Origin of the sequence: Moorena sp. SIO4G3, assembly GCF_010692305.1 — a bacterium.
GTDB lineage: Bacteria > Cyanobacteriota > Cyanobacteriia > Cyanobacteriales > Coleofasciculaceae > Moorena > Moorena producens_A.
Window position 1 is genome coordinate 128,541 of sequence record NZ_JAAHIG010000023.1, and the last position, 20,269, is coordinate 148,809.

Sequence of the window (20,269 nt, forward strand, 5' to 3'; positions counted from 1 at the left end):
AGTTATCAATTTAGCCCTACTCCCTACTCCCTACTCCCTACTCCCTACTCCCTACTCTCTACTCCCTACTCCCTACTCCCCTTAACCAAGATAGCTTACTTCTTGGTAAACCGCCAAACTCCATCCCAATCCTGTGGCACCCCTTGGGCCATTAACTGATTAATTCGCTCCACATATAAGGCAGCGGTCTTATCCAAAGGATTCACCATTAACACGTGATTAAAATACTCTAAAGCCTTGTAAAATCCTTGAGTGCGATAACACTCTAAACCTTGTTCAAATTCCCGTTGCGTTTTTAACTTCAATTCCCTAACTGCCTCCGTCTCACCATCCAGCACTTCGTAGATGGCAAGGGGTTCATTTCTCCCTTTAACAATTGCTCGATCTAGAAACCGAATTTGATAGTGATTTCGATTGCTCAATTTCTCTAAGGTTTGCTGGGAAATTAAGAAAGAAACCCCATAAAACTTGGTCAAGCCTTCCAAACGAGCGGTTAAGTTAACATTATCAGAAAAAGCATCCCCCTGCATTCGGAATGTTTCTCCAACCATCCCCACCATCATGTGACCATAGTGGATGCCAATCCCTACTTGAATTGGTAAATAACCCTTGGCTTCGCGCTTTTGATTGTATTGGTGGACTTTTTTGAGCTTGGCAATTCCAGCACAGACAGCATCATCAGCGCCATCAGGGAAAATTGCCATCATGCCATCCCCTAGAAATTTGACAATAAAGCCATCGTGATTGCGAATTTCAGGACTCACACGCTTAAGATAGGCATTGACGAAGTCAAAGTTTTCCTTTGGTGTCATACTCTCAGAAATGGTAGTGAAGGAGCGAATATCACTGAACATTACCGCCATTTCTTTACTAACATGGTCCCCTAATTGGACATGAATCACATTTTCCTTGTGCAGAAAATTTAGATATTCAAATGGGAAAAACCGAGCAAAGGAATTTTTTAGGGTTTCCAGAGTTTCATTGGCTTGAGTCAATTCTTGCTCACGGGCTTTTACCGTTTGAACCATTTGCCGGAAAACTCGTGCTAGTCGTCCTAACTCGTCGCTCCGAGTCGCTACTTCCTCTAGATTTTCAGGCTCAAAGGTATCATTTTCCACAGCGGCGGCTGCTACTGTGACCTTTTCTACCTGTTTTATATACTTTGACTGGCGCAGATTTTCAGCTTTAAGCTGCTCTTCAGCTTCGGTCCGTTTCAGGAAGTTCAGATAGGCTTTGGAATGGTAACGAATGCGAGCAATTAGTTCTACCCGATCTGGCAGTTTTACTAAGTAATCATTTGCTCCAAATCCAAAGGCTTTCGCTTTAATTACTGGTTCTTCTTTACTGGAGAGTACAATCAAGGGAATAGGTCGAGTCGGCGAATCCTTAGAACGCAAAAAACGCACTAACAACAAGCCATCCATCTCCGGCATGACCAAGTCTTGTAGAATGACCGTTGGTTGGTACTCTTTAGCTACTTTTAAGGTTTCAGTTGGATCCTGACAATAGCGGAAGATAATATCCTTTTCCGGAGCTAACATGCGACGGATGGCTTCGCCGATCATGGGCTGATCATCGATAAGTAGGACTTTAATCGGCTCTTGATTCACCATTTTGATTTTAATGTCCTTGTCAAGCTTTGGCTATCAATTAGATCAGGTACAGCATAGATAAATAACCTAGGGTTAGCTAATTTTTAAGCATTCAGTTATCAGCTATCAGCTATCAGCTACGTCCGATGCGTCGTTCGCACAGCGTGGCCACGCTGTGCGAATGGCCACGCTACACCAAACAGCTTTTGAATAAAATAAGCTGACGGCTGACCGCTGACCGCTGAATGCTTACGCTAATTTGTCTAGCAGTTTATCAAATTTTGTTAAATACTCTGGGTAAACTGGGAAAACTATGTCATGCCAATTGTGATTAATAGTCAGCTATTGTTAAGAATTATTATAATATATCAGTGTTGTGCAATAATAGTGATATAGAAATTTAGCTATAGGAATTTAGCTAAGGCTTAAACGCGAATCCTTTGATTAGGGCAGGTGCGATCGCGTCTATGGGCAAAATTTCCACCGCCGCCTTCAACTCTGCTGCTGCTTTCGGCATCCCATAAACCACGCAACTGCTTTTATCTTGGGCAATCGTATGCCAACCTTTAGAGCGCAACAGTTTTAGCCCTTCAGCTCCATCTCTACCCATGCCAGTTAACAAGACAGCCGTGCCCTTGCGCTTCCAGTACTCGGCTACACTTTTGAAAAAAACATCCACCGAGGGACGGTAGGGATAATTACGGGGTTTGCTGGTGTAGGTTAACCTCAAATTCGATGTTAAACACAGGTGGTCTTTGGTTCCAGCAATCAATACTTTTCCTACTTCAGGACGGCTACCGTCAGACGCTAGTTGGACTACCAAGGGTGTCTGATGATTCAACCAGTCCACTAAACCTGAAGCAAACTGCAGATCCACATGCTGGACAATCACAATTGCTGCACTGAAACTTGCTGGTATCCTCGAGAGAATCGTTGCTAGAGCCTTTGGTCCTCCAGTAGAAGCACCAATTGCGATTAAGGGCGGAAGATGGAGTTGGGAATTTCGGGCTGGGGATTTTGAATTTCGGGTGGAAATTCCGATCAGTTTACCAATGGTAGCAATTTTAGTAAGTAGTTCTTCGGCAGCGTCTGGGTTACCGCGAGTGCCCAACACTGGCAAACTAACAGCATCTAAGGCTCCATATCCAAGGGCTTCAAATACTTTAGATGAATTCTGCTGGATGCTAGCAGTTACCACTAAAATCGCACAGGGAGAATGTTTCATGATCTGGCGAGTTGCCTCAACCCCATCTATTACTGGCATGGTTAAATTCATCAAAATTAAGTCTGGGAGGTCTTTGGCACATTTGGTAATAGCTTCGGCACCATCACTAGCCACCCAAGCTACTTTATAGTCTGGAACCGCCATCAAGACACGCCGCAGGGTCTCTACTGCCATCATTGAATCATTAACAATTGCTATTTTCATGTCATAAAAATGCTGATTTTTTATAAGGGAGTAGGGAGTAGGGAGTAGGGAGTAGGGAGTAGGGAGTAGGGAGTAGGGAGTAGGGAGTAATGACTAATCACTACTCCCCAATTAAGTCAATCACCGCATTCAACAACGAATCATCATGGAAACTACTCTTGGTTAGATAATAATCTGCGCCAGCTTCCAAACCTTGAATACGGTCTTGTTCCCGGTCTTTATAGGAAATAATAATCACAGGGATTGATTTTAATTTATCATGGCTTTTAATATGGCTGACTAGCTCAATGCCGTTCATGCGGGGCATATCAATATCACTGATCACTAAATCATAAGGGTTGGTACGAACAGCGTTCCAACCATCCATGCCATTAACAGCTATTTCCACCTCATAACCTTGGTTTTCCAGTAACTTACGTTCCATTTGCCGCACGGTAATGGAATCATCAACTACTAGAATTCGTTTCGGTTGTTGGATATCAGTATCATCAGGATCACCACTGACTTGGCTCAACTGGCGGTTATTTAGTAGATTATCAATGGAGCGCACTAAATCTGACACATCCACAATTAGAATCGGGGAACCGTCTCCCATCAAAGCAGCAGCATTAATATCCTGAACTTTGCCCAGCCTGGGATCTAATGGTCGAACCACCAAATCCCGTTCACCTAAAAATTTATCAACTACTAATCCAAAACGGTTTGATTGGTCACTGATGATCACGACTGGTAGGGTTTCAGATTTGATATAAGAGTCATCTAACTCCAACACTTGATGGGCAGCTACCAGTCCAATATTTTCATCATTAAGGGTAAAATATTGCCGGTTTTCTACTACATAAATTTCATTTCTATCTACCATGACAATTTTGTCAATTCGTGCTAGCGGAAACGCATAAGGTTCACCATATATATCCACTAATAGGGTACGAATAACTGATAGAGTCAGAGGCAATTGGAAGTGGAAACTGGTTCCTTGCCCTAGCTTAGAGGTAGCTCGCAGGGTGCCACCTACCTCTTGTGCCATACTCTTGGCAATATCTAAACCAACGCCACGACCAGAAATTTCGGTTACCTGCTTAGCGGTAGAAAATCCCGGCAAAAATAGAAACTCCATCAGCTCATGTTCGGCTAGCTGGCTTGCCATCTCTGAGGTGATCATTTTTTTGCGGACAATTTTTTCCCGCAATTTCTCTGGATCTATGCCTTTGCCATCGTCAGCAACAGTAATCGATAACATGCCACCACGATGAACGGCTTCCAGTCGCACTGTGCCTTGGGCTGGTTTCCCCATTGCTACACGCTCTTGGGGAGGTTCAATACCATGGTCTACAGAGTTACGCAAAATATGAGTCAGTGGTGCTTCTAGTTTCTGTAAAATATCTCGATCTACTGCCGTAGATTTGCCGTTAATTTCTAATTTAACTTGTTTATTCAGCTTTCTGGCTATATCCCGAATCATCCGAGGAAAACTCTGTACCCCATCAGCAAAAGGACGCATATGAGACGCAATCACTTCTCGGTAAAGGCGATCCGAAAGATTAGCAGTACGACGAGCATACAGTTCTAGTTCACTCATGCGATCGCCCAAAATTTCCCGACATTCCTGTTCCTTTTGTCGAGCAACTTTCAGATATTGATCCCCCACTTGATTGACCTGGGATATTGCTAAAGAATCCTGTAATTTTTCCAGGATCTTTGATAATTCCATTTGGTGTTTCTTGAGAGTCATCAAAGAATCAGCAAACGGTTGTAGCCAATTCGCCTCCACTAGGGATTCACCGGCTAAACCCATTAAGCTATTTAAGTTTTCAGCACTGACTCGCACAACTCTCTCTTTAGCTTCCGACTTTTTGGCAGTATCCAAAGCCATCAATGGTTGCTTGATTAAATCATTCCCTGGGCTAGATGAGGATTGATTGTCTTTGGCAGCCACTTCAGGTTGAGGGTTGTGGCTCACAGCCTGCTTCAAGGGTTGACTTTCAATCTCTATCGTGCTATGGTCAGACTCCTGACTAGGTACTTGAGGGGGAGAATCGGTTTGAGCCTGGTGAGTTACTACCTGATCACGATTTTGCTGATTAACCGTTTGCTGATCAACAGTTTGCTCTTGAGTCTCTATGGCTGTATTCGTACTATCGAGAGTGGAAACTTCAGAAGGATCATCTATAGCGCTTAGTTTTTCCGAGTTCTGTGACCCCGAGGTACTAGGGGCAGCAGATGGAGATGGCTGTTGTGGGGAGGAAGGTGCAGATTCTGGTGCGAGAATTTTAGCGATCGCAATACTCTGACCTTCAATGGCTTGCCCATGTTCGGACAACCATTGGTCTAAATTCACTTCATCAACTTGGCTGATTTGTTGGAGGAAATCGACACCTTGCAGCAGGACATCAATGTGATCTGCCTTGAGGGTAATGGTTTTATTAATAGCTGCCACAAAGCAATCTTCCATGGTATGAGCAATGTTAACGGCAGCATCAATTTGGACAATTCGGGCAGCACCTTTAATGGAATGGGCTGCACGCATTAGGGATTCCAGTTCTTGGCTGGAGGAAGGATTACTTTCCAGAGCCAATAACTTGTCATTTAATATCGTTGCTTGGCTTTCCACCTCCATGCGGAATAAATCCAACATGGAGAAATTGCTCATATCTTGTCCGCTGTCTGTCATAGGATTTTAGAGTTTAGAGTTTCGATTTCTGATATTTTGTAACCATTCAGCTATCAGCTATCAGCGGTCAGCCGTGAGCTTTTAGCTCACGCGTGCGCGTTCAGCTTATTTTATTCAAAACCTGTTCGCACCAGTAGCGTGGCCACAGACCTTTGGCTGATAGCTGATAGCTGATTACTGATAGCTATTAACTAATAGCTTAAGCTGATAGCTGATAGCTGATTACTGATAGCTAATAGCTAATAGCTGATAGCACTTTACCCCCATCCCATTGGGTTACATAATCTTCCGATTGAGGGTGTAAAACAATAACTCATCGTCCAAGTAATTCACCTTTTTATCCTGCCAGATAATTATCGATTTTGTATAAGTATCTGTAGCTTTAGAAATAACCGCTGGTGCATCGAGTAATTCATTAGTATGAAACCGTTGAACACTAAAAATTTCATCAACAGGAAAGACCCATCGGTTGCTCTCAATTTCCACAACAACCATCCGTTGATACATGACAGGACTCACATGGGTTTTGGATTTTCGAGTTAGGGGCTGTTGGATTCTGGATTGCTCGGAACCTGAGTTAGCAGGATTATCTTCTAAACCGAGGAGATTGCTGAGGGAAACGCACATTAGGATTTCCCCACGAATATTCACAATTCCCAGTAATATCTCGTTGCTGCGGTGGGGGATAGTGTGGATAACACAAGGCTGGGTTACTTCTTTGAATAACTTTGCAGACAATGCCAACCATTCTACTCCTAGCCTAAAGATAATTACGGATATGGTTTCCCCTAGTTGTGTCAGAGCACTTTCCCGTTGCGGCACAGATTGGGAAACCAGTAAGTTAGTCCATTCATTAATGTAACCTGGAGGCGGTTCACGTTCAAGCAAGCCGCGCCCTGCTAAGGAATAAACCGGACAGTTGCGGCAATGAATGAAGGTTTTTAGTTCTGGGCAGGAGCGATCGCCTGTCACTCCGATTTGGTTCCAACAATCGTTAAAAATTGGTTGATTACTTGTCTGACCTTCCATTACTTTATGAGTTTATTAAATCTAAAGAATAAACCTAGTTATGATATACCAAAGGGAACAGGGAACAGGGAACAGGGAGTAGGGAAAAGGTAACAAAAATTATCACAATTACTACACGGATTGGTATAGGGATTTAACTAGTCAATAGTTTTAGGCTTTTGTCAATTATTATTTACATATATTTTTATTAAGTAAACGCCATTTTTTAGTTTTTTTTAGTAATAAACATTATTTATAGCGTTTCTAGGACTCATGAGGTACAGTCTTCTTTGACGTTGATTCCCTTTTAGGTGCGCTTTCCGCATCTAATTATTAAATTCGCCACGGGTCGCACCTCTTAATGCAGCGCATCGCTATTCCCTCTTATCTCTTCCCTATTCCCAGATCCCCTGTTCCCTGTTCCCTAAAATCTAGAAATTGTGTACCTCACAAGTCGTAGAATTGCTATATAATAATATCTTTGCAATTACGATTTCATCCTTTATCCTTCATCCTTAATAATTTATTAGCTAGGTAATTTCAACTTTACAATATCACTCTGGAACCCTTGTGCTGTAGTCTCCAATTGTGCCAAAGCAGTATTCGTATCCTTTAGGGAGTATACAGTTTGTTGGGATGCAGCACTCAGTTGAGCCATCGCTTCGCTAATTTGCTGTGCTCCTAGGGATTGCTCTTCCATGCTTTGACTGACCACTTCAAACTGTGGTGTGAGGCTTTGTACCTCCTGGATCACCTGGGCAATTTGCTCACTGATATTACCGACATTTTCGACACTATTCCCCACGTCTTTGCTAAATTTATCCATTTTCATAACCCCAGTAGACACAGCAGATTGCATTTGGTTAATCATCTGTTCAATTTCTAAGGTGGCTACTGCCGTCTGATCCGCAAGCCGACGAATTTCCCGAGCAACAACCGCAAATCCAGCCCCATACTCTCCTGCTTTCTCCGCTTCAATAGCAGCGTTAAGGGATAGTAAATTGGTCTGATCTGCTACCTTAGTAATGGTGGTTACCACGCTATTAATATTATTAGCTTTTTCACTCATCACCCCCAATTGTTGGGAAATAGATCTGGTAGCTTCTATCAACAGACGCATACTTTTCTCCATGTGCTCTAAGTCTTTTTGACTCTGGCTAGCCCCGTCAGCAGTACGGTGAGCCAGCTGAGCAACTTGATCCATAGTTTTAACTAATTCCTCAGAAGTCGCTGCAATGGTTTGCGCAGTTGCTGTCACTTGGTTAGTCGAGGCTAATTGTTCAGTTACTGTTGCTTCTAATTGCTTGCCAGAGGCAGCCATCTGTTTGGTTGAGCTAGTAATTTGGAAGCCAGACTCCTGCACTTTAGACATAAGTGAACTAAGGTTTATGGTCATGAATTTGAGGGTTTTGAGTAACTGCCCAATCTCATCATCAGAGGTGAACTCTACTTTGGATGTGAGATTACCAGCGGAAATCTCTTCGGCTATGGCGACTGCTTTGTTTAAAGAGTTGACAATATCACGGATGATAACTATCCCTAGAATTACAGCTGTAACAATGCTGAGCATACAGACAGTTAAGACAATATTAATAAGGGTTTGACTGTTTCGATGTAGAGTCTGCATCTCTTGCATATGGTCTCTCATATGCTCATAATTAATGTGCTCCTGTTCAGTCATCTCAGCGATGTCGGCTGATAACTTTGAAAGTCCGATCCAATTGATGGCAACACTCACCAGCACGATACAGCCACAGAAGCTTAGCAAGCCTATAAGTTTCGTTTTAATCTTCATCGTGGTTAGGGATTAGGAATTAAGTATTAATCTAATAATTATAATACCGACATAAATTATTCGGATTTTATTGGTAAAATCATGTGCATTTATAGCGGTTTGCGACTTTATTAAGTACATAGTTATGGTTTTTTAGGGAACAGCGGATCTGGGAACAGCGGATCTGGGAACAGCGGATCTGGGAACAGGGAATAGGGAATAGATTAGTTGGCATCCAACCTAAGTTATTTATTCTTGCTAAGAAGTGGACTTTATCTTTTTTGCAACATTTTCATAATTAACTTATCTGCATGCAAATCGCTAGATCTTGCAATAATAAATGAAATTGCTATTCTATTATGTTCAGATAATCAGTTATAAAAAAAACATAGCTTCCTTCTCGTAGGTAATCTCCATTCTCATCCCCTGTTCCCTGGGGAGCAGGTCAAAGTTGCTGAAACATTAGTACTATTTTCCAGTAGAGCAAGCTTAAACCAATGAGGGGGCTATAGATAATGTACAAATATTCATCCAGGACTAGCTCCCCCTATTACCTATTACCGTCTTGATGCAGTCGCTCATGGGGGAAACCACGCCAGTTGCTCATGGGGGGAACCCCCAAGACCGCACTGGCTCCCCAAGACCGCGCTGCATCGCTATTACCCATTACCTATTACCTATTACCTTAGTACAAATGTTCTGCATAAGTGACATGCTCCCTGTTCCCTGTTTCCTGTTCCCTGTTCCCTATTACCTATTACCTAATATTTATAAGTGTTCAACCGAACATGATATTACTGGTAGACTTTAAAAACTGAAATTTCTGATTTTAATCCTTGGGCAGCATCATCCAATCGTTCCAAAGCACTATTGGTATGCCGTAGGGAGTCAGAAGTGTCCTGGGAGGATTCACTTAAGTGTTCTATGGCTACTCTGATTTGCTGTGCGCTTTCAGCTTGCTCCTCCATCCGTTGACTCACCAGCTCAAAGCCAGGGGTAATTGTCTTCACTTGCAGGATCACTTGAGCGATTTGCTCACTGATCTTGCCCACATCGTCTACACTAGTACTAACTTGTTGGTTAAACTTATCCATTGCCATTACCCCAGTGGCTACAGCGGATTGCATTTCTTTGACCATGGTCTCAATTTCCAAGGTAGCCACTGCAGTCTGGTCAGCCAGCCGACGAATTTCCCGAGCAACAACGCCAAACCCAGCCCCATACTCTCCCGCTTTCTCAGCTTCAATGGCAGCGTTGAGAGATAATAAATTGGTCTGATCCGCTACTTTGGTAATCGTGCTGATAACACTATTGATAGTATCAGCTTTGTTATGAATTACCCCTAGTTTAGTGGTAATGGCAACAGTGGCTTCCGTTAATGACCCCATGGTGGTTTCCATGCGCCGGATGTATGCGCTGGCGTTGTCAGCGGCAACAGCAGTATGTTCTGAGACACTAGCGACCTCTTTCATGGTACTGACCAATTCCGATGAGGTTGCTGCAATCTGTTGGGTTGTGGCCATAACCTGGTTAGTGGATACTACCTGTTTGGTGATGGTTGCCTGTAGTTGTTGACCTGCAGCAGCAATTTGGGTGGTTGAGGCGGTAATCTGGATACCAGACTGCTGGACTTTACCAATTAAAGAACTCAAATTTTGGGTCATGGTGCCGATGGATGCCAGTAAATCCCCGATCTCATCCTCATTTTTAGCAGGGATTTCCACTTGGGGGGTCAAATCCCCATTAGAGACTTGTTTGGCATAGTTTGACAGTTGGGTAAGCTGTTGAGACATTTTGTTCACCAGTAAGTAAGCCACGGCAATGCTGGCTAGAAAAATCAAGGATACGATGTAGATCTGAGTTAGAATTGCCGTGCGAAGTTGAGCATGAATAATTTCTCGATCCATTCCCACATGGACATATCCAGCTACCCCAGCTAGAATCGGTGCAGATATATCGGTGAAGCTCCCCATCCCCTGAATTGCTAGATCCTTGAATTCTATCTGTTCGCTCACAGACTCGGTAGCTCGGTATCTCCCCAAGCCCATCTTCCTGACTTCTTTAGGGATGCTGGGAACAAAGGTATGGGCAACGATCTCCCCATTTTCAGCCACAATAAAGGCATAAGCAACCCCCTTAATCTCAATAAACTGGTCTATGGCTGCCTGAAGGGTTGAGGCATCTCTGTATAGGAGTAGATCGAGGCTAGACCTAGCTAGACTTTTTGCGATCGCAGTCCCTTTGCTTTTATACTCACTAGTCAGGTTTGTGTGTAGAGTCCAGCCAGATAAGGTGGATGTGCTCACTATAACGAACCCAAACAGAATTATTTCTCCAATCAGGGTTTTTTGAAATAGCTTTGACATCTTCATTTCATGGTTTTTAATACATCTTCATTTTTCCCACCTTTCCCAGCTGTCTAGCGGTACAAATTGACTTTGCTCAACAGTAGTGTAATAGACATTATTGAGTCCCTGATTTCTAAAAGCACTAAATGACACTGGCGCATTAATCCCTAAGTCAAGGTTCTTGACCTTCTCAACCGCCTGTCTGAGCCGAGCCTTGTCAACCTTATCCCCCATCATTTGTAAAATCGCCACTAGGAGTTTGGCATTCAGAAACCCTTCCAGACTCACAAAGCTATACCTGAGGGGTTTGTATCCTACCGAGCTTAAATCCCTCGGAGGCATCGGGTTATATTGATCCATCAATGCTCGATACTCACTTACAGCAGGTAAGGAGGTGTCATTATAACTCGGTACCACTTGCGAATTAATCAGATTTGTAGTATAATCTATACCACTTTTAACACCAGTATCTAGCAACAAATTCAGCAAACTCTCGCTCCCCACAAACGAGATATTAGCAATCGGCACATTCCAGCCAGCATCCCTAGCATCTCGAATAAATCCTGCACAAGCCCCATAAGAGCCAATAGAAATCACAGCGTCCGGATTGGCAGCTCTGAGAATATTTACCTGACGTTTTAGGCTCTCGGAATAGGAGGTTCCTCGACGATAGGTGGCTTCCCCAACGATAGTCAGACCATACTTAGCCAACGCTCTCCTAACACCATCCCATCCACTTCTACCATAGGCATCAATCTGATAAAATACCGCAATTCGTCGTCTATTAATTTTGACAAAGTTATCAACTAATCCTTCGGTTTCCTGACGGTAGGAAGCTCTTAGATTAAAAGCAAATTGCTCGTAAGGCGCTTCTCTTTGGGGTTGAGCCCCTGTAAAGGGAAAGAAGAGATAGGTTTGTCTGTCACTATAGTTTTTGAGCAGTGGCAGTACTCTAGTCACCGTGGGAGTGCCGACATAATCAAAGAGTAGAAATACATCATCATTTTCAATCAACTTAATGGTGTTTTGAATCGCCCTAGTGGGATTGTATCCATCATCATAGGCCTGAATCACTATTTGTTTGCCATTGATACCCCCTTGGCGATTGATATCTTCTATATAAGCCATTGAACCTCTATAAAGTTCAATGCCCAGACTCCTAGATGCTCCTGTAAATGCAGCAGACATTCCCAACACAATATCAGGCTCTTGGGTCTTCCCTGATAACCCGGATACCAAAACAAGCAATAGAGAGAAAAATAGAGATAAAACAATTAGACCCAGAAGCTTCAACTGATCGTAAATTTGCTTGCTTAACATATAGCGGTTTGCGTGTAGGTTAAGTTATGATACATAATCCTGACTACTAACTACTGACTACTGACTACTTGTTCTTATTGTAATTAGCACGGGTGGCAAAGCGCTATAGCGATCGCATAGGANGGATCAAAACCCTAGCCTAGAATCCGAGAATTAGATCCTTAATAAGGGGGGAGCAAGATCACAGTCACCCTTGCTAAGTAAGACCAACGGGGGATCAAAACCCTGGCCTACAATCCGAGAATTAGATTTTTAATAAGGGGGGAGCAAGATCACAGTCACCCTGATTAAGGGAGGAGCTAAATTAAAATCAAAGTCCCCCTTATTAAGGGGGATTTAGGGGGATCAAAACCCTAGCCTAGAATCCGAGAATTAGATCCTTAATAAGGGGGGAGCAAGATCACAGTCACCCTTGCTAAGTAAGACCAACGGGGGATCAAAACCCTGGCCTACAATCCGAGAATTAGATCCCCCCCAGCCCCCCTTAATAAGGGGGGAGCAAGATCAAAGTTACTCTTATTAAGGGTAATTCAGGGGGATCGTTATAACTTAAATAGGTTAAGAGTATAGCGGTTTTTATCCTAATGAGGTACACATTTTTACCCTGCTCCCTGCTCCCTAAAACCGATAACTTTGTCCCTCAACCAATTGAAAACTGCTATAGGATATTGCGATGTTAGTTAACTACAAATTAATTATCTATTGGAGTGAATCAGACCAAGCTTTTATTGTAGAAGTGCCAGAATTACCTGGATGTATGGCAGATGGTAAAACTTACGTCGAAGCAGTGACTAATGCTGAGGTGGTAATTCAAGAATGGATCGAAACGGCTCAGGAGTTGGAGCGTGATATTCCTACTCCTAAAGGGAGGTTAGTTTATGCTTAGTAGATTGCTGTTAGATGAGATTCGGATGGATATTGATGGGCTGGGGGGGATGTTGGGATGAGAGTAGCAGGTATGAAAATTGATTTACCCTCCAGTTGGACATGGGCTAAATGTAGCGAAGTCATTGATGTTCGAGATGGAACTCACGATACTCCTAAATATGTTTCATCTGGTTATCCTCTTATTACTTCAAAAAATCTTAAACCTGAAGGGATAGACTTTTCTGAATTATCATATATATCAGAAAAAGATCATTATGAAATTAGCAAAAGATCGAAAGTAGATAAAGGCGATATTCTTCTGGCAATGATTGGAACAATAGGAAACCCAGTCATTGTTAACACTGAGCAAGAGTTTTCCATTAAAAATGTTGCTTTATTTAAGTTGGCTAAAAGTTATATTGATACAAAATATTTTAAGTATCTTCTGAAAACTCCTATAGTAATAAGGCAATTAAATTGTGAAACAAGAGGAGGAACACAAAAATTCGTATCACTAAAAGTTTTACGAAATATGATTATTCCTTTTCCTCCCCTAGAAGAACAAAAGCGGATAGCTGCCATACTGGATAAAGCTGATTCAATCCGACGGAAGCGAAAAGATGCGATCGCACTAACTGAAGAACTCTTGCGCTCGACTTTCCTCGATATGTTCGGCGATCCTGTAACTAATCCGAAGGGTTGGGAAATAGTTAAATTAGGGTCGCAGATTGAAGAACTTAAGTATGGAACAAATTCAAAGTGTAGCAATATACAAAGAAAAGAAGATATTCCAGTTCTGAGAATTCCAAATATTGTTGGAGATCAACTATGCTGGGATGAACTAAAATATACAAAACTTGAATCAAAATAAATATCAAAGCTGATTCTTAAAAAGGATGATTTATTATTTGTAAGATCTAACGGCAATCCTGAATATATCGGTAGATGTGCTTTAGTTGAAGCAAATAGTAAACAAGCAGTCTATGCTTCTTATTTAATAAGAGCGCGAATCAAACCAGATGCTCAATTATATCCTGGCTTTATACGTGACATAATTTCATTTCCTAGCTTCCGTTATCGTCTAGTAAGAGAAGCTCGGACTACAGCAGGAAATTATAACATTAACATCCAAGGATTAAGCCGTCTTAAGCTGATTTGTCCGCCGATGGATAAACAGAAAAGATACTTAACTCTTAAAAAAACGATATGTGATCACATAATAAAAGAACAAAACCAGCTTGAAAATTCAGACAACCTTTTTAACTCACTGCTACAAAAAGCCTTCCGAGGTGAACTGTAACCATGAATAAACTTAATTTTACTGATATTAACCAAATCAGTCAACTATTTAAACAAGCAGTAGACAAAGCCATCGAAAACCACCGTAAAAAAGGTGAATCGATTGCTATCAGTGACGAACAAGGGAAAGTCAAAGTTATTCCTGCCAGCGAAATCCCCAAATTACAACAAAAACAAGATATTGTTTGATTCGATTTCGGGAACTCTAAGAGGATATCTCCCAAGTTTTTTGATACTGAATTTTGCCCCCCTAGCCCCCCAACTTTGGGGGTAACAAGAGTCAATTTGCTTCTAAAAGTCCCCCAAAATTGGGGGATTTAGGGGGCTTCGATGTAGCAAATGGGACTTCTCAGACAACCTCTAAGAATAAAACAACAACAACAAAACCATGACATCTAACTTTGACTTTCTCAGCAACCAATTCCCCCAACTCTACAACTACGCCAAAGAAGCCGAAAGTCTAACTTACTCAGCCCCCCGCGCCAGTTGCTTCTATACTCGCTTCACCCTAGAACAAGCGGTAGTTTGGCTCTACGATAACGATGCTTATCTCAAACCACCCTATGAGAATAACCTGGGCGCACTTATCCACGAGCAAACCTTTAAAGACAACCTGAAACCCGGACTATTCCCCAAAGTTCGCCTGATTCACAAAATAGGTAACTTAGCCGCCCATAGTTCTAGTAAAATAACCAAAAAGGATTCCCTTAGGGTTGTTGAAGACCTGTTTCACTTCCTTTACTGGCTATGTCGCTACTACTCTGGATCCCCCCTAGCCCCCCTTAATAAGGGGGGAACTAAGTCCGGGGGGATCGTATTCGATCCCACTGTTATCCCGGACCCCAAAACTCAACAAGACTTATCGATTGCGCAGCTTCAAGAGCTAGAAACGAAGCTAAACCAAGCCTCGGAAATGCGCAGCATCGCAGAAAAGCGGCAAAAACAAACAGAGGAAGAACTTGAAACTCTAAAAGCAGAAATAAAAAAACTCAAGCAGCAAAATGAAACAGTTCCAGATAACCACAACTACAACGAAGCTGATACACGGCGCTACACTATAGATGTATTGCTGAAAGAAGCAGGATGGGACATTGATCAACCTGACTGGAAAGAGTACCCAGTTCAAGGAATGCCCAATGATACCGGTAACGGTTATGTTGATTATGTACTCTGGGGGGATGATGGCAAACCTTTGGCTTTAGTTGAAGCAAAACGCAGCAGTGTCAGCCCCAAAACAGGGCAACATCAAGCCGAGTTATACGCCGAATGCTTAGAGAAACAGTTTAACCAGCGTCCAGTCATATTTTATTCCAACGGTGACGAACATTGGATCTGGGACGATTACACTTATCCCCCTCGTCCAATTCAGGGCTTTCTAAAAAAGGATGAATTAGAAAGAATCATCTTTCGCCGTACCCATCGCAAAAGCCTTAATGTAGTCATACCTAGCAAGGATATTGCTGGGCGCTGTTATCAACGAGAAGCGATTCGCCGCATTACGGAAACCTTTGACCAACACAAAAAGCGCAAAGCACTGTTAGTGATGGCGACTGGTACGGGTAAAACCAGAGTTGCTATCTCCCTAGTTGACTTGCTGATGCGAGGGGAATGGGTGAAACGAGTGCTATTTTTAGCGGATCGTACACCACTGCTAACCCAAGCATTACGTAACTTCAAGAGCCACTTACCCAATGTTACTGCTGTGGACATAACCAAGAATAAGAAAGATGCAGATAGCGCTAATGTAGTGCTTTCCACTTATCCGACTATGTTCAACTGCATTAGTGGTAATAATAGCTCCAACTTACAGTTTAGTCCGGGATATTTCGATTTAGTAATTGTAGACGAAGCCCATAGAAGTATCTATAAAAAATATCAAGCTTTATTTGAGTATTTTGATAGTCTGCTAGTGGGACTTACTGCTACTCCTAGGAATGAAATCCATAGAGACACTTATGGTATATTTGACCTAGAGGCTGGTATTCCCACTTTCGCTTATGAATTAAAAGATGCGATCGCGGATAACTATCTAGTGCCACCCCAAGGGATTAAAGTCCCTTTCAAGTTCCTGCGCCAAGGAATAAACTATAACCAACTTTCGGAAGCTGAACGGGAAGACTATGAGGAAAAATTCAGGGATGAGGAAACAGGAGAAATTCCCGACCAGGTAAACGCAGCAGCTATAAACAAATGGCTGTTTAATGGTAATACAATAGACCAAGCCCTAGAGTTATTAATGGAGAAAGGGCTAAAAGTAGAAGGAGGCGATCGCTTAGGTAAAACCATCATTTTTGCGCGCAACCACAGCCATGCCGAGTTTATTGTGGAACGCTTCGATCAGAATTACCCCCATTATAAAGGTAAATTCGCCCAAGTAATTGATAGTCATAACTCCTACGCCCAAAGCCTACTTGATGATTTTTCTGAGTCTAACAAAGAGCCAACCATAGCGGTATCTGTTGATATGTTAGATACTGGGGTAGATGTTCCGGAAGTCGTTAACTTAGTCTTCTTCAAGCCAGTTTATTCCAGAGTTAAATTCAATCAAATGATTGGACGGGGAACTCGTCTCTGCCCCGAACTCTTTGGAGTAGAACAAGATAAAGATAATTTTTTGATATTCGACCTCTGTAGCAATTTTGATTACTTCAGTCAGGATATCAAAGAATCAGATCCAAAGCCACCAGAAAGCCTAACCGCTCAAATCTTTAACGCTCGTCTTAGGTTAAATGATGCTATCACAGAAAGCAATAAGCCAGAGTATGATCAACTAAGGGATTCACTACTAGATAAACTCCATCACCATGTGGCAACAATGGAGAAAGGTAACTTTAATGTACGCCGACATCTACAGACAGTAGAGTATTTTAGCGATCGCACAAACTGGAACAACCTCAACCAGCTCCCATCATCCAGTTCCGCCCTGGGATCCCCCTCCCGTCCCCCTTATCAAGGGGGAGGCCAGAGCAGGATTGAAACCCCATTAAATTCCCCCCTTACTCAAGGGGGGTTAGGGGGGATCCAAACCCTAGCATCCCTGCCCAACGGACTACCCAAAGAAAACGAAGGAAGCAAACGCTTCGACCTACTTTGTCTAAAAATACAACTAGCGATCCTTAAGAAATCCCGTGATTTCATCCAACTCAGAGATAAAGTCAGAGACTTACTAGACCGCCTAGAGGAAAAACAAACCATCCCGATGGTAAAGCAACAACTTCCTCTGATCGAAGACGTTCGAGAAGAAACATGGTGGTCGGATGTAACCCCCAGTCAGGTCGAATCACTGCGAGTTTCCCTCCGCGACCTGATCAAATTCATAGATAAGAAAGAGCAAAATATTATTGTATACACCAACTTTGAGGATGAACTAGGGGAAGTCGTAGAGGTAGATGTCCCCAGTCAGCAAACAGGCTTTAGTCGCGAGCAATACCACAAGAAGGTAAAAACTTATATTAAGAATAATGAAGACCATATTACCATTGCCAAACTGAAGCGCAATGTCCCTCTGACAGAAGCAGATCTAACTGCCTTAGAAGAAATGCTGTTTACTGCTGAGGAGATTGGAGGACGCGATCGCTTCTTTGAAATGTATGGTCAAGATATAAGTCTCAAACTATTCATCCGTAAGATAGTAGGTTTAGATCGCAATGCTGCTAAGGAAGCCTTTAGCAAATACCTACAAGTAACTAACTTTAGTGCTAATCAGATCCGGTTTGTAGAGACAATCATTGATTACCTAACCCAGAACGGAGTCATGGATCCCGGACTGCTATACGAAGCCCCTTTTACCGACCTCCATTATGAAGGACTCGATGGGGTGTTTAACGAGGATGACGCCGACCTAATTATAACCACAGTGCGATCATTCAATGAAACCGTGGACGATCAACTTAATAGTGTAGCATAAACTACCATTACCTTTACCACCAGCACAGAAACACGCACTGCCAAGCTACCAGAAGCGAAAGAAGTAAGAAATAGCGATCGCAATGATGGGAATTGGGATTGCTACGGCTTTGATTTGGAATTTAGGACTTGGTTTGTCCAGTGCCATTTTATGACTTGCTTCCAGGTATGGCTGCAGGAATGGGAGTCTATAGAATTGATCAGTTATGGCCGATACTTTTTAGCTACCAAAATCTACTTTGCCGATTTTAGCCCACGCTCTGCAAGCTGCTCTCCCAGCCAGGGGGTATCTCCCAAGGCCAAGATCGGTTTTGTTCCGCTCTTGGCGCATAAATCTGTGTTTAATAGAAAACGCAACCACTATCATGGTTTGCTTTGGTTTTCGGCTTCAATTCAAGTTACAGAATGTTTTCAATGACACTATATTCATCATCAAAGTCTAACATATTTTTGGATATACTGCAAGATATTTGGAGAAAATCGTCAACAGTGGCTAGCCTCACCCCATTCCTGATCAGGGTGTTCACCTGTGACACACCGATTTGGGTATTAGTGATTTTAACCTACAGGAGCCCGATCTCAGGGATTAGACTTTTCGACTAGGAGCTACCTAAAAAACTGGCTGAAACCAGCTTTTTTGCTAATTAGAGCCGTTTCATCCGGATTAGTTGGGATAAATCTGGTTTTGGCTGCTGATTGCCGCCATTTTGGCTCGAAAAATGGCCTATCTAAGCTAACCTTTGTAAAGACTTCACAGAAAATTTACAATCTGGTAGGACTATTCATAAGTAATTTACGGAAAATCACTGATACACGTGGTTAACTTTAGTAGAAGCAAAAAGTGCAGCAGGTAATCAAAGCATGTAGTTTATCCTAGTCACTACGGAAAAGCTATGAGGTGCGCTTTCCGTTATGGGGAGCAATCCCTGGCCATCACGGGTCGCACCTCAAGATGGTAACCAGAGTGAAAAAACCGTACCATGCGGAATTTCTCTCACAGCCCTTGAGGTAAATAGTAACACGAGTAGTTTTAACAGTTAACTATAAAACATGTCAGGCTCTCCTCTGAATAAATTTCTTTTCAAACCCGTTCTTCTTGCCGCAGCGGTCTTGTCAGTACTGTCCTTACCAGTAGCAATTTTTGGCTCACAACCAGTCTCCATTCGCATTCAGGGAGAACAGTGGATGGATGGTGAAATTAAGGATCTTGCTCCCCCTTACCTAGGGTTGGTTGGAGCCTTAAGTTTGGGAGTCGGTGTAGCCAGTTTGGCAATTTCAGGGTGGCAACACTCCGCCCATAAATTTTCTCAAACTCAGGACAAAGTTTCCACTCTAGCTGAGGATATCCAGGCAAAAGAAAAAGAATTAGAAGACCTTAAGCTTTCGCTGTCGAGTTTGGCAGCTTCTGGACTCAATGATTTTATAGATGAGACAGAAACCCATAGACAAGTTACAGAAAACGTTACGGAAAACATTACTAAAAACCTTACCGACAAAGTTATAGAAAACCTTACAGAAAACCTTACAGAAAACCTTACAGAAAACCTTACGGAAACTCAGGATAACAGCCTTGAATTCCAGCCAGTATTTCAAACTATAGTGACTAGTTCGAATGTTGTTGAAGAGCCTTCCATAACAACCGCTACAAGGTCTGTAGAGGATGTAACCCATAAGTTTGCCTCAGCACAAACGTTTCTAGGTTTTGTGCGCACAAAACCTGTAGTTACCCCACCTATCGAAGTAAGTTCACCAAAACCCGAGCAGCTAGAGCAACTCAACACTCAACTTCAAACAATTATGACTCAGATGGCTTCTTTACAATCCGCCCTTGATGGCACACATAAAAGTGGAGGGATTGAGGTACCTGTAGGGAATAGCCCATCCAAAAAACTTGTTAAGTCCTGGTCTGTAAATGCTTAAGAAGGTTTAATACAAGTTGTTAGACGATTAGGGTGCATTGTTATCCAACCATAAGCTAAAAAGCATCTACTGGAATTTAATCCAGAAAGTTAGGTATAGATAGTTTACTGTTGATAATGATTAAAAATTGCTGAA

At 42.5% G+C, this 20,269-nt stretch carries 14 protein-coding genes; 6 read left to right on the plus strand and 8 right to left on the minus strand.

What is annotated here, in order from left to right:
- Positions 1 to 95: 95 nt before the first annotated feature.
- The 6 genes from F6J99_RS06865 to F6J99_RS06890 all read right to left on the minus strand — a co-directional run bounded on the left by F6J99_RS06865 (position 96) and on the right by F6J99_RS06890 (position 8,709).
- Entirely contained in the window at positions 96 to 1,613 is a 1,518-nt protein-coding gene (locus F6J99_RS06865) for an adenylate/guanylate cyclase domain-containing protein (protein WP_293112275.1), read from the minus strand.
- Positions 1,614 to 2,010: 397 nt separating this feature from the next.
- Positions 2,011 to 3,021: a chemotaxis response regulator protein-glutamate methylesterase gene (locus F6J99_RS06870; protein ID WP_293112276.1), complete on the minus strand. Its 1,011-nt coding sequence runs from the start codon at positions 3,019 to 3,021 to the stop codon at positions 2,011 to 2,013.
- Between the two features lie 100 nt (positions 3,022 to 3,121).
- Positions 3,122 to 5,692, minus strand: a complete 2,571-nt coding sequence (locus tag F6J99_RS06875) for a hybrid sensor histidine kinase/response regulator (RefSeq protein ID WP_293112277.1) — start codon at positions 5,690 to 5,692, stop codon at positions 3,122 to 3,124.
- A gap of 276 nt (positions 5,693 to 5,968) precedes the next feature.
- Complete coding sequence (locus tag F6J99_RS06880) at positions 5,969 to 6,721, minus strand: chemotaxis protein CheW (protein WP_293112278.1); 753 nt, start codon at positions 6,719 to 6,721, stop codon at positions 5,969 to 5,971.
- 505 nt (positions 6,722 to 7,226) lie between these two features.
- Positions 7,227 to 8,495: a methyl-accepting chemotaxis protein gene (locus tag F6J99_RS06885; protein ID WP_293112279.1), complete on the minus strand. Its 1,269-nt coding sequence runs from the start codon at positions 8,493 to 8,495 to the stop codon at positions 7,227 to 7,229.
- A gap of 79 nt (positions 8,496 to 8,574) precedes the next feature.
- Positions 8,575 to 8,709, minus strand: a complete 135-nt coding sequence (locus F6J99_RS06890; protein ID WP_293112280.1) for a hypothetical protein — start codon at positions 8,707 to 8,709, stop codon at positions 8,575 to 8,577.
- A 345-nt stretch (positions 8,710 to 9,054) separates the two neighbouring features.
- On the opposite strand from F6J99_RS06890, the gene F6J99_RS06895 reads away from it, so the two are divergent.
- Entirely contained in the window at positions 9,055 to 9,285 is a 231-nt protein-coding gene (locus F6J99_RS06895) for a hypothetical protein (RefSeq protein ID WP_293112281.1), read from the plus strand.
- On the opposite strand, the gene F6J99_RS06900 is transcribed toward F6J99_RS06895, so the two are convergent.
- Positions 9,269 to 10,780, minus strand: coding sequence for a methyl-accepting chemotaxis protein (locus F6J99_RS06900; RefSeq protein ID WP_293112282.1), 1,512 nt, complete (start codon positions 10,778 to 10,780; stop codon positions 9,269 to 9,271). The genes F6J99_RS06895 and F6J99_RS06900 overlap by 17 nt on opposite strands.
- An 87-nt stretch (positions 10,781 to 10,867) precedes the next feature.
- Positions 10,868 to 12,142, minus strand: a complete 1,275-nt coding sequence (locus F6J99_RS06905; RefSeq protein ID WP_293112283.1) for an ABC transporter substrate-binding protein — start codon at positions 12,140 to 12,142, stop codon at positions 10,868 to 10,870.
- A gap of 673 nt (positions 12,143 to 12,815) precedes the next feature.
- Here F6J99_RS06905 and F6J99_RS06910 point away from each other — a divergent pair.
- The 5 genes from F6J99_RS06910 (at position 12,816) to F6J99_RS06930 (ending at position 20,134) form a co-directional block, all read left to right on the plus strand.
- On the plus strand, positions 12,816 to 13,028 hold the full coding sequence (locus tag F6J99_RS06910) for a type II toxin-antitoxin system HicB family antitoxin (protein WP_293112284.1): 213 nt from the start codon (positions 12,816 to 12,818) through the stop codon (positions 13,026 to 13,028).
- A gap of 72 nt (positions 13,029 to 13,100) precedes the next feature.
- Positions 13,101 to 13,880, plus strand: coding sequence for a restriction endonuclease subunit S (locus F6J99_RS06915; RefSeq protein ID WP_293112285.1), 780 nt, complete (start codon positions 13,101 to 13,103; stop codon positions 13,878 to 13,880).
- 431 nt (positions 13,881 to 14,311) lie between these two features.
- The gene (locus F6J99_RS06920; protein WP_293112286.1) at positions 14,312 to 14,497 is read left to right on the plus strand and encodes a hypothetical protein; all 186 of its coding nucleotides are present in this window, start codon (positions 14,312 to 14,314) and stop codon (positions 14,495 to 14,497) included.
- Positions 14,498 to 14,696: 199 nt separating this feature from the next.
- Complete coding sequence (locus F6J99_RS06925; protein WP_293112287.1) at positions 14,697 to 18,215, plus strand: DEAD/DEAH box helicase family protein; 3,519 nt, start codon at positions 14,697 to 14,699, stop codon at positions 18,213 to 18,215.
- 1,049 nt (positions 18,216 to 19,264) lie between these two features.
- Positions 19,265 to 20,134, plus strand: coding sequence for a hypothetical protein (locus F6J99_RS06930; protein ID WP_293112288.1), 870 nt, complete (start codon positions 19,265 to 19,267; stop codon positions 20,132 to 20,134).
- The last annotated feature ends 135 nt before the right edge of the window (positions 20,135 to 20,269 follow it).

Coding starts and splice junctions, on each gene's coding strand:
- F6J99_RS06915 (WP_293112285.1), top strand. CDS start 13,101: ATGAAAATTGATTTACCCTCCAGTTGGACATGGGCTAAATGTAGCGAA.
- F6J99_RS06930 (WP_293112288.1), top strand. CDS start 19,265: ATGTCAGGCTCTCCTCTGAATAAATTTCTTTTCAAACCCGTTCTTCTT.
- F6J99_RS06920 (WP_293112286.1), top strand. CDS start 14,312: ATGAATAAACTTAATTTTACTGATATTAACCAAATCAGTCAACTATTT.
- F6J99_RS06880 (WP_293112278.1), bottom strand. CDS start 6,721: ATGGAAGGTCAGACAAGTAATCAACCAATTTTTAACGATTGTTGGAAC.
- F6J99_RS06905 (WP_293112283.1), bottom strand. CDS start 12,142: ATGTTAAGCAAGCAAATTTACGATCAGTTGAAGCTTCTGGGTCTAATT.
- F6J99_RS06865 (WP_293112275.1), bottom strand. CDS start 1,613: ATGGTGAATCAAGAGCCGATTAAAGTCCTACTTATCGATGATCAGCCC.
- F6J99_RS06925 (WP_293112287.1), top strand. CDS start 14,697: ATGACATCTAACTTTGACTTTCTCAGCAACCAATTCCCCCAACTCTAC.
- F6J99_RS06890 (WP_293112280.1), bottom strand. CDS start 8,709: ATGCCAACTAATCTATTCCCTATTCCCTGTTCCCAGATCCGCTGTTCC.
- F6J99_RS06870 (WP_293112276.1), bottom strand. CDS start 3,021: ATGAAAATAGCAATTGTTAATGATTCAATGATGGCAGTAGAGACCCTG.
- F6J99_RS06910 (WP_293112284.1), top strand. CDS start 12,816: ATGTTAGTTAACTACAAATTAATTATCTATTGGAGTGAATCAGACCAA.
- F6J99_RS06895 (WP_293112281.1), top strand. CDS start 9,055: ATGGGGGAAACCACGCCAGTTGCTCATGGGGGGAACCCCCAAGACCGC.
- F6J99_RS06875 (WP_293112277.1), bottom strand. CDS start 5,692: ATGACAGACAGCGGACAAGATATGAGCAATTTCTCCATGTTGGATTTA.
- F6J99_RS06885 (WP_293112279.1), bottom strand. CDS start 8,495: ATGAAGATTAAAACGAAACTTATAGGCTTGCTAAGCTTCTGTGGCTGT.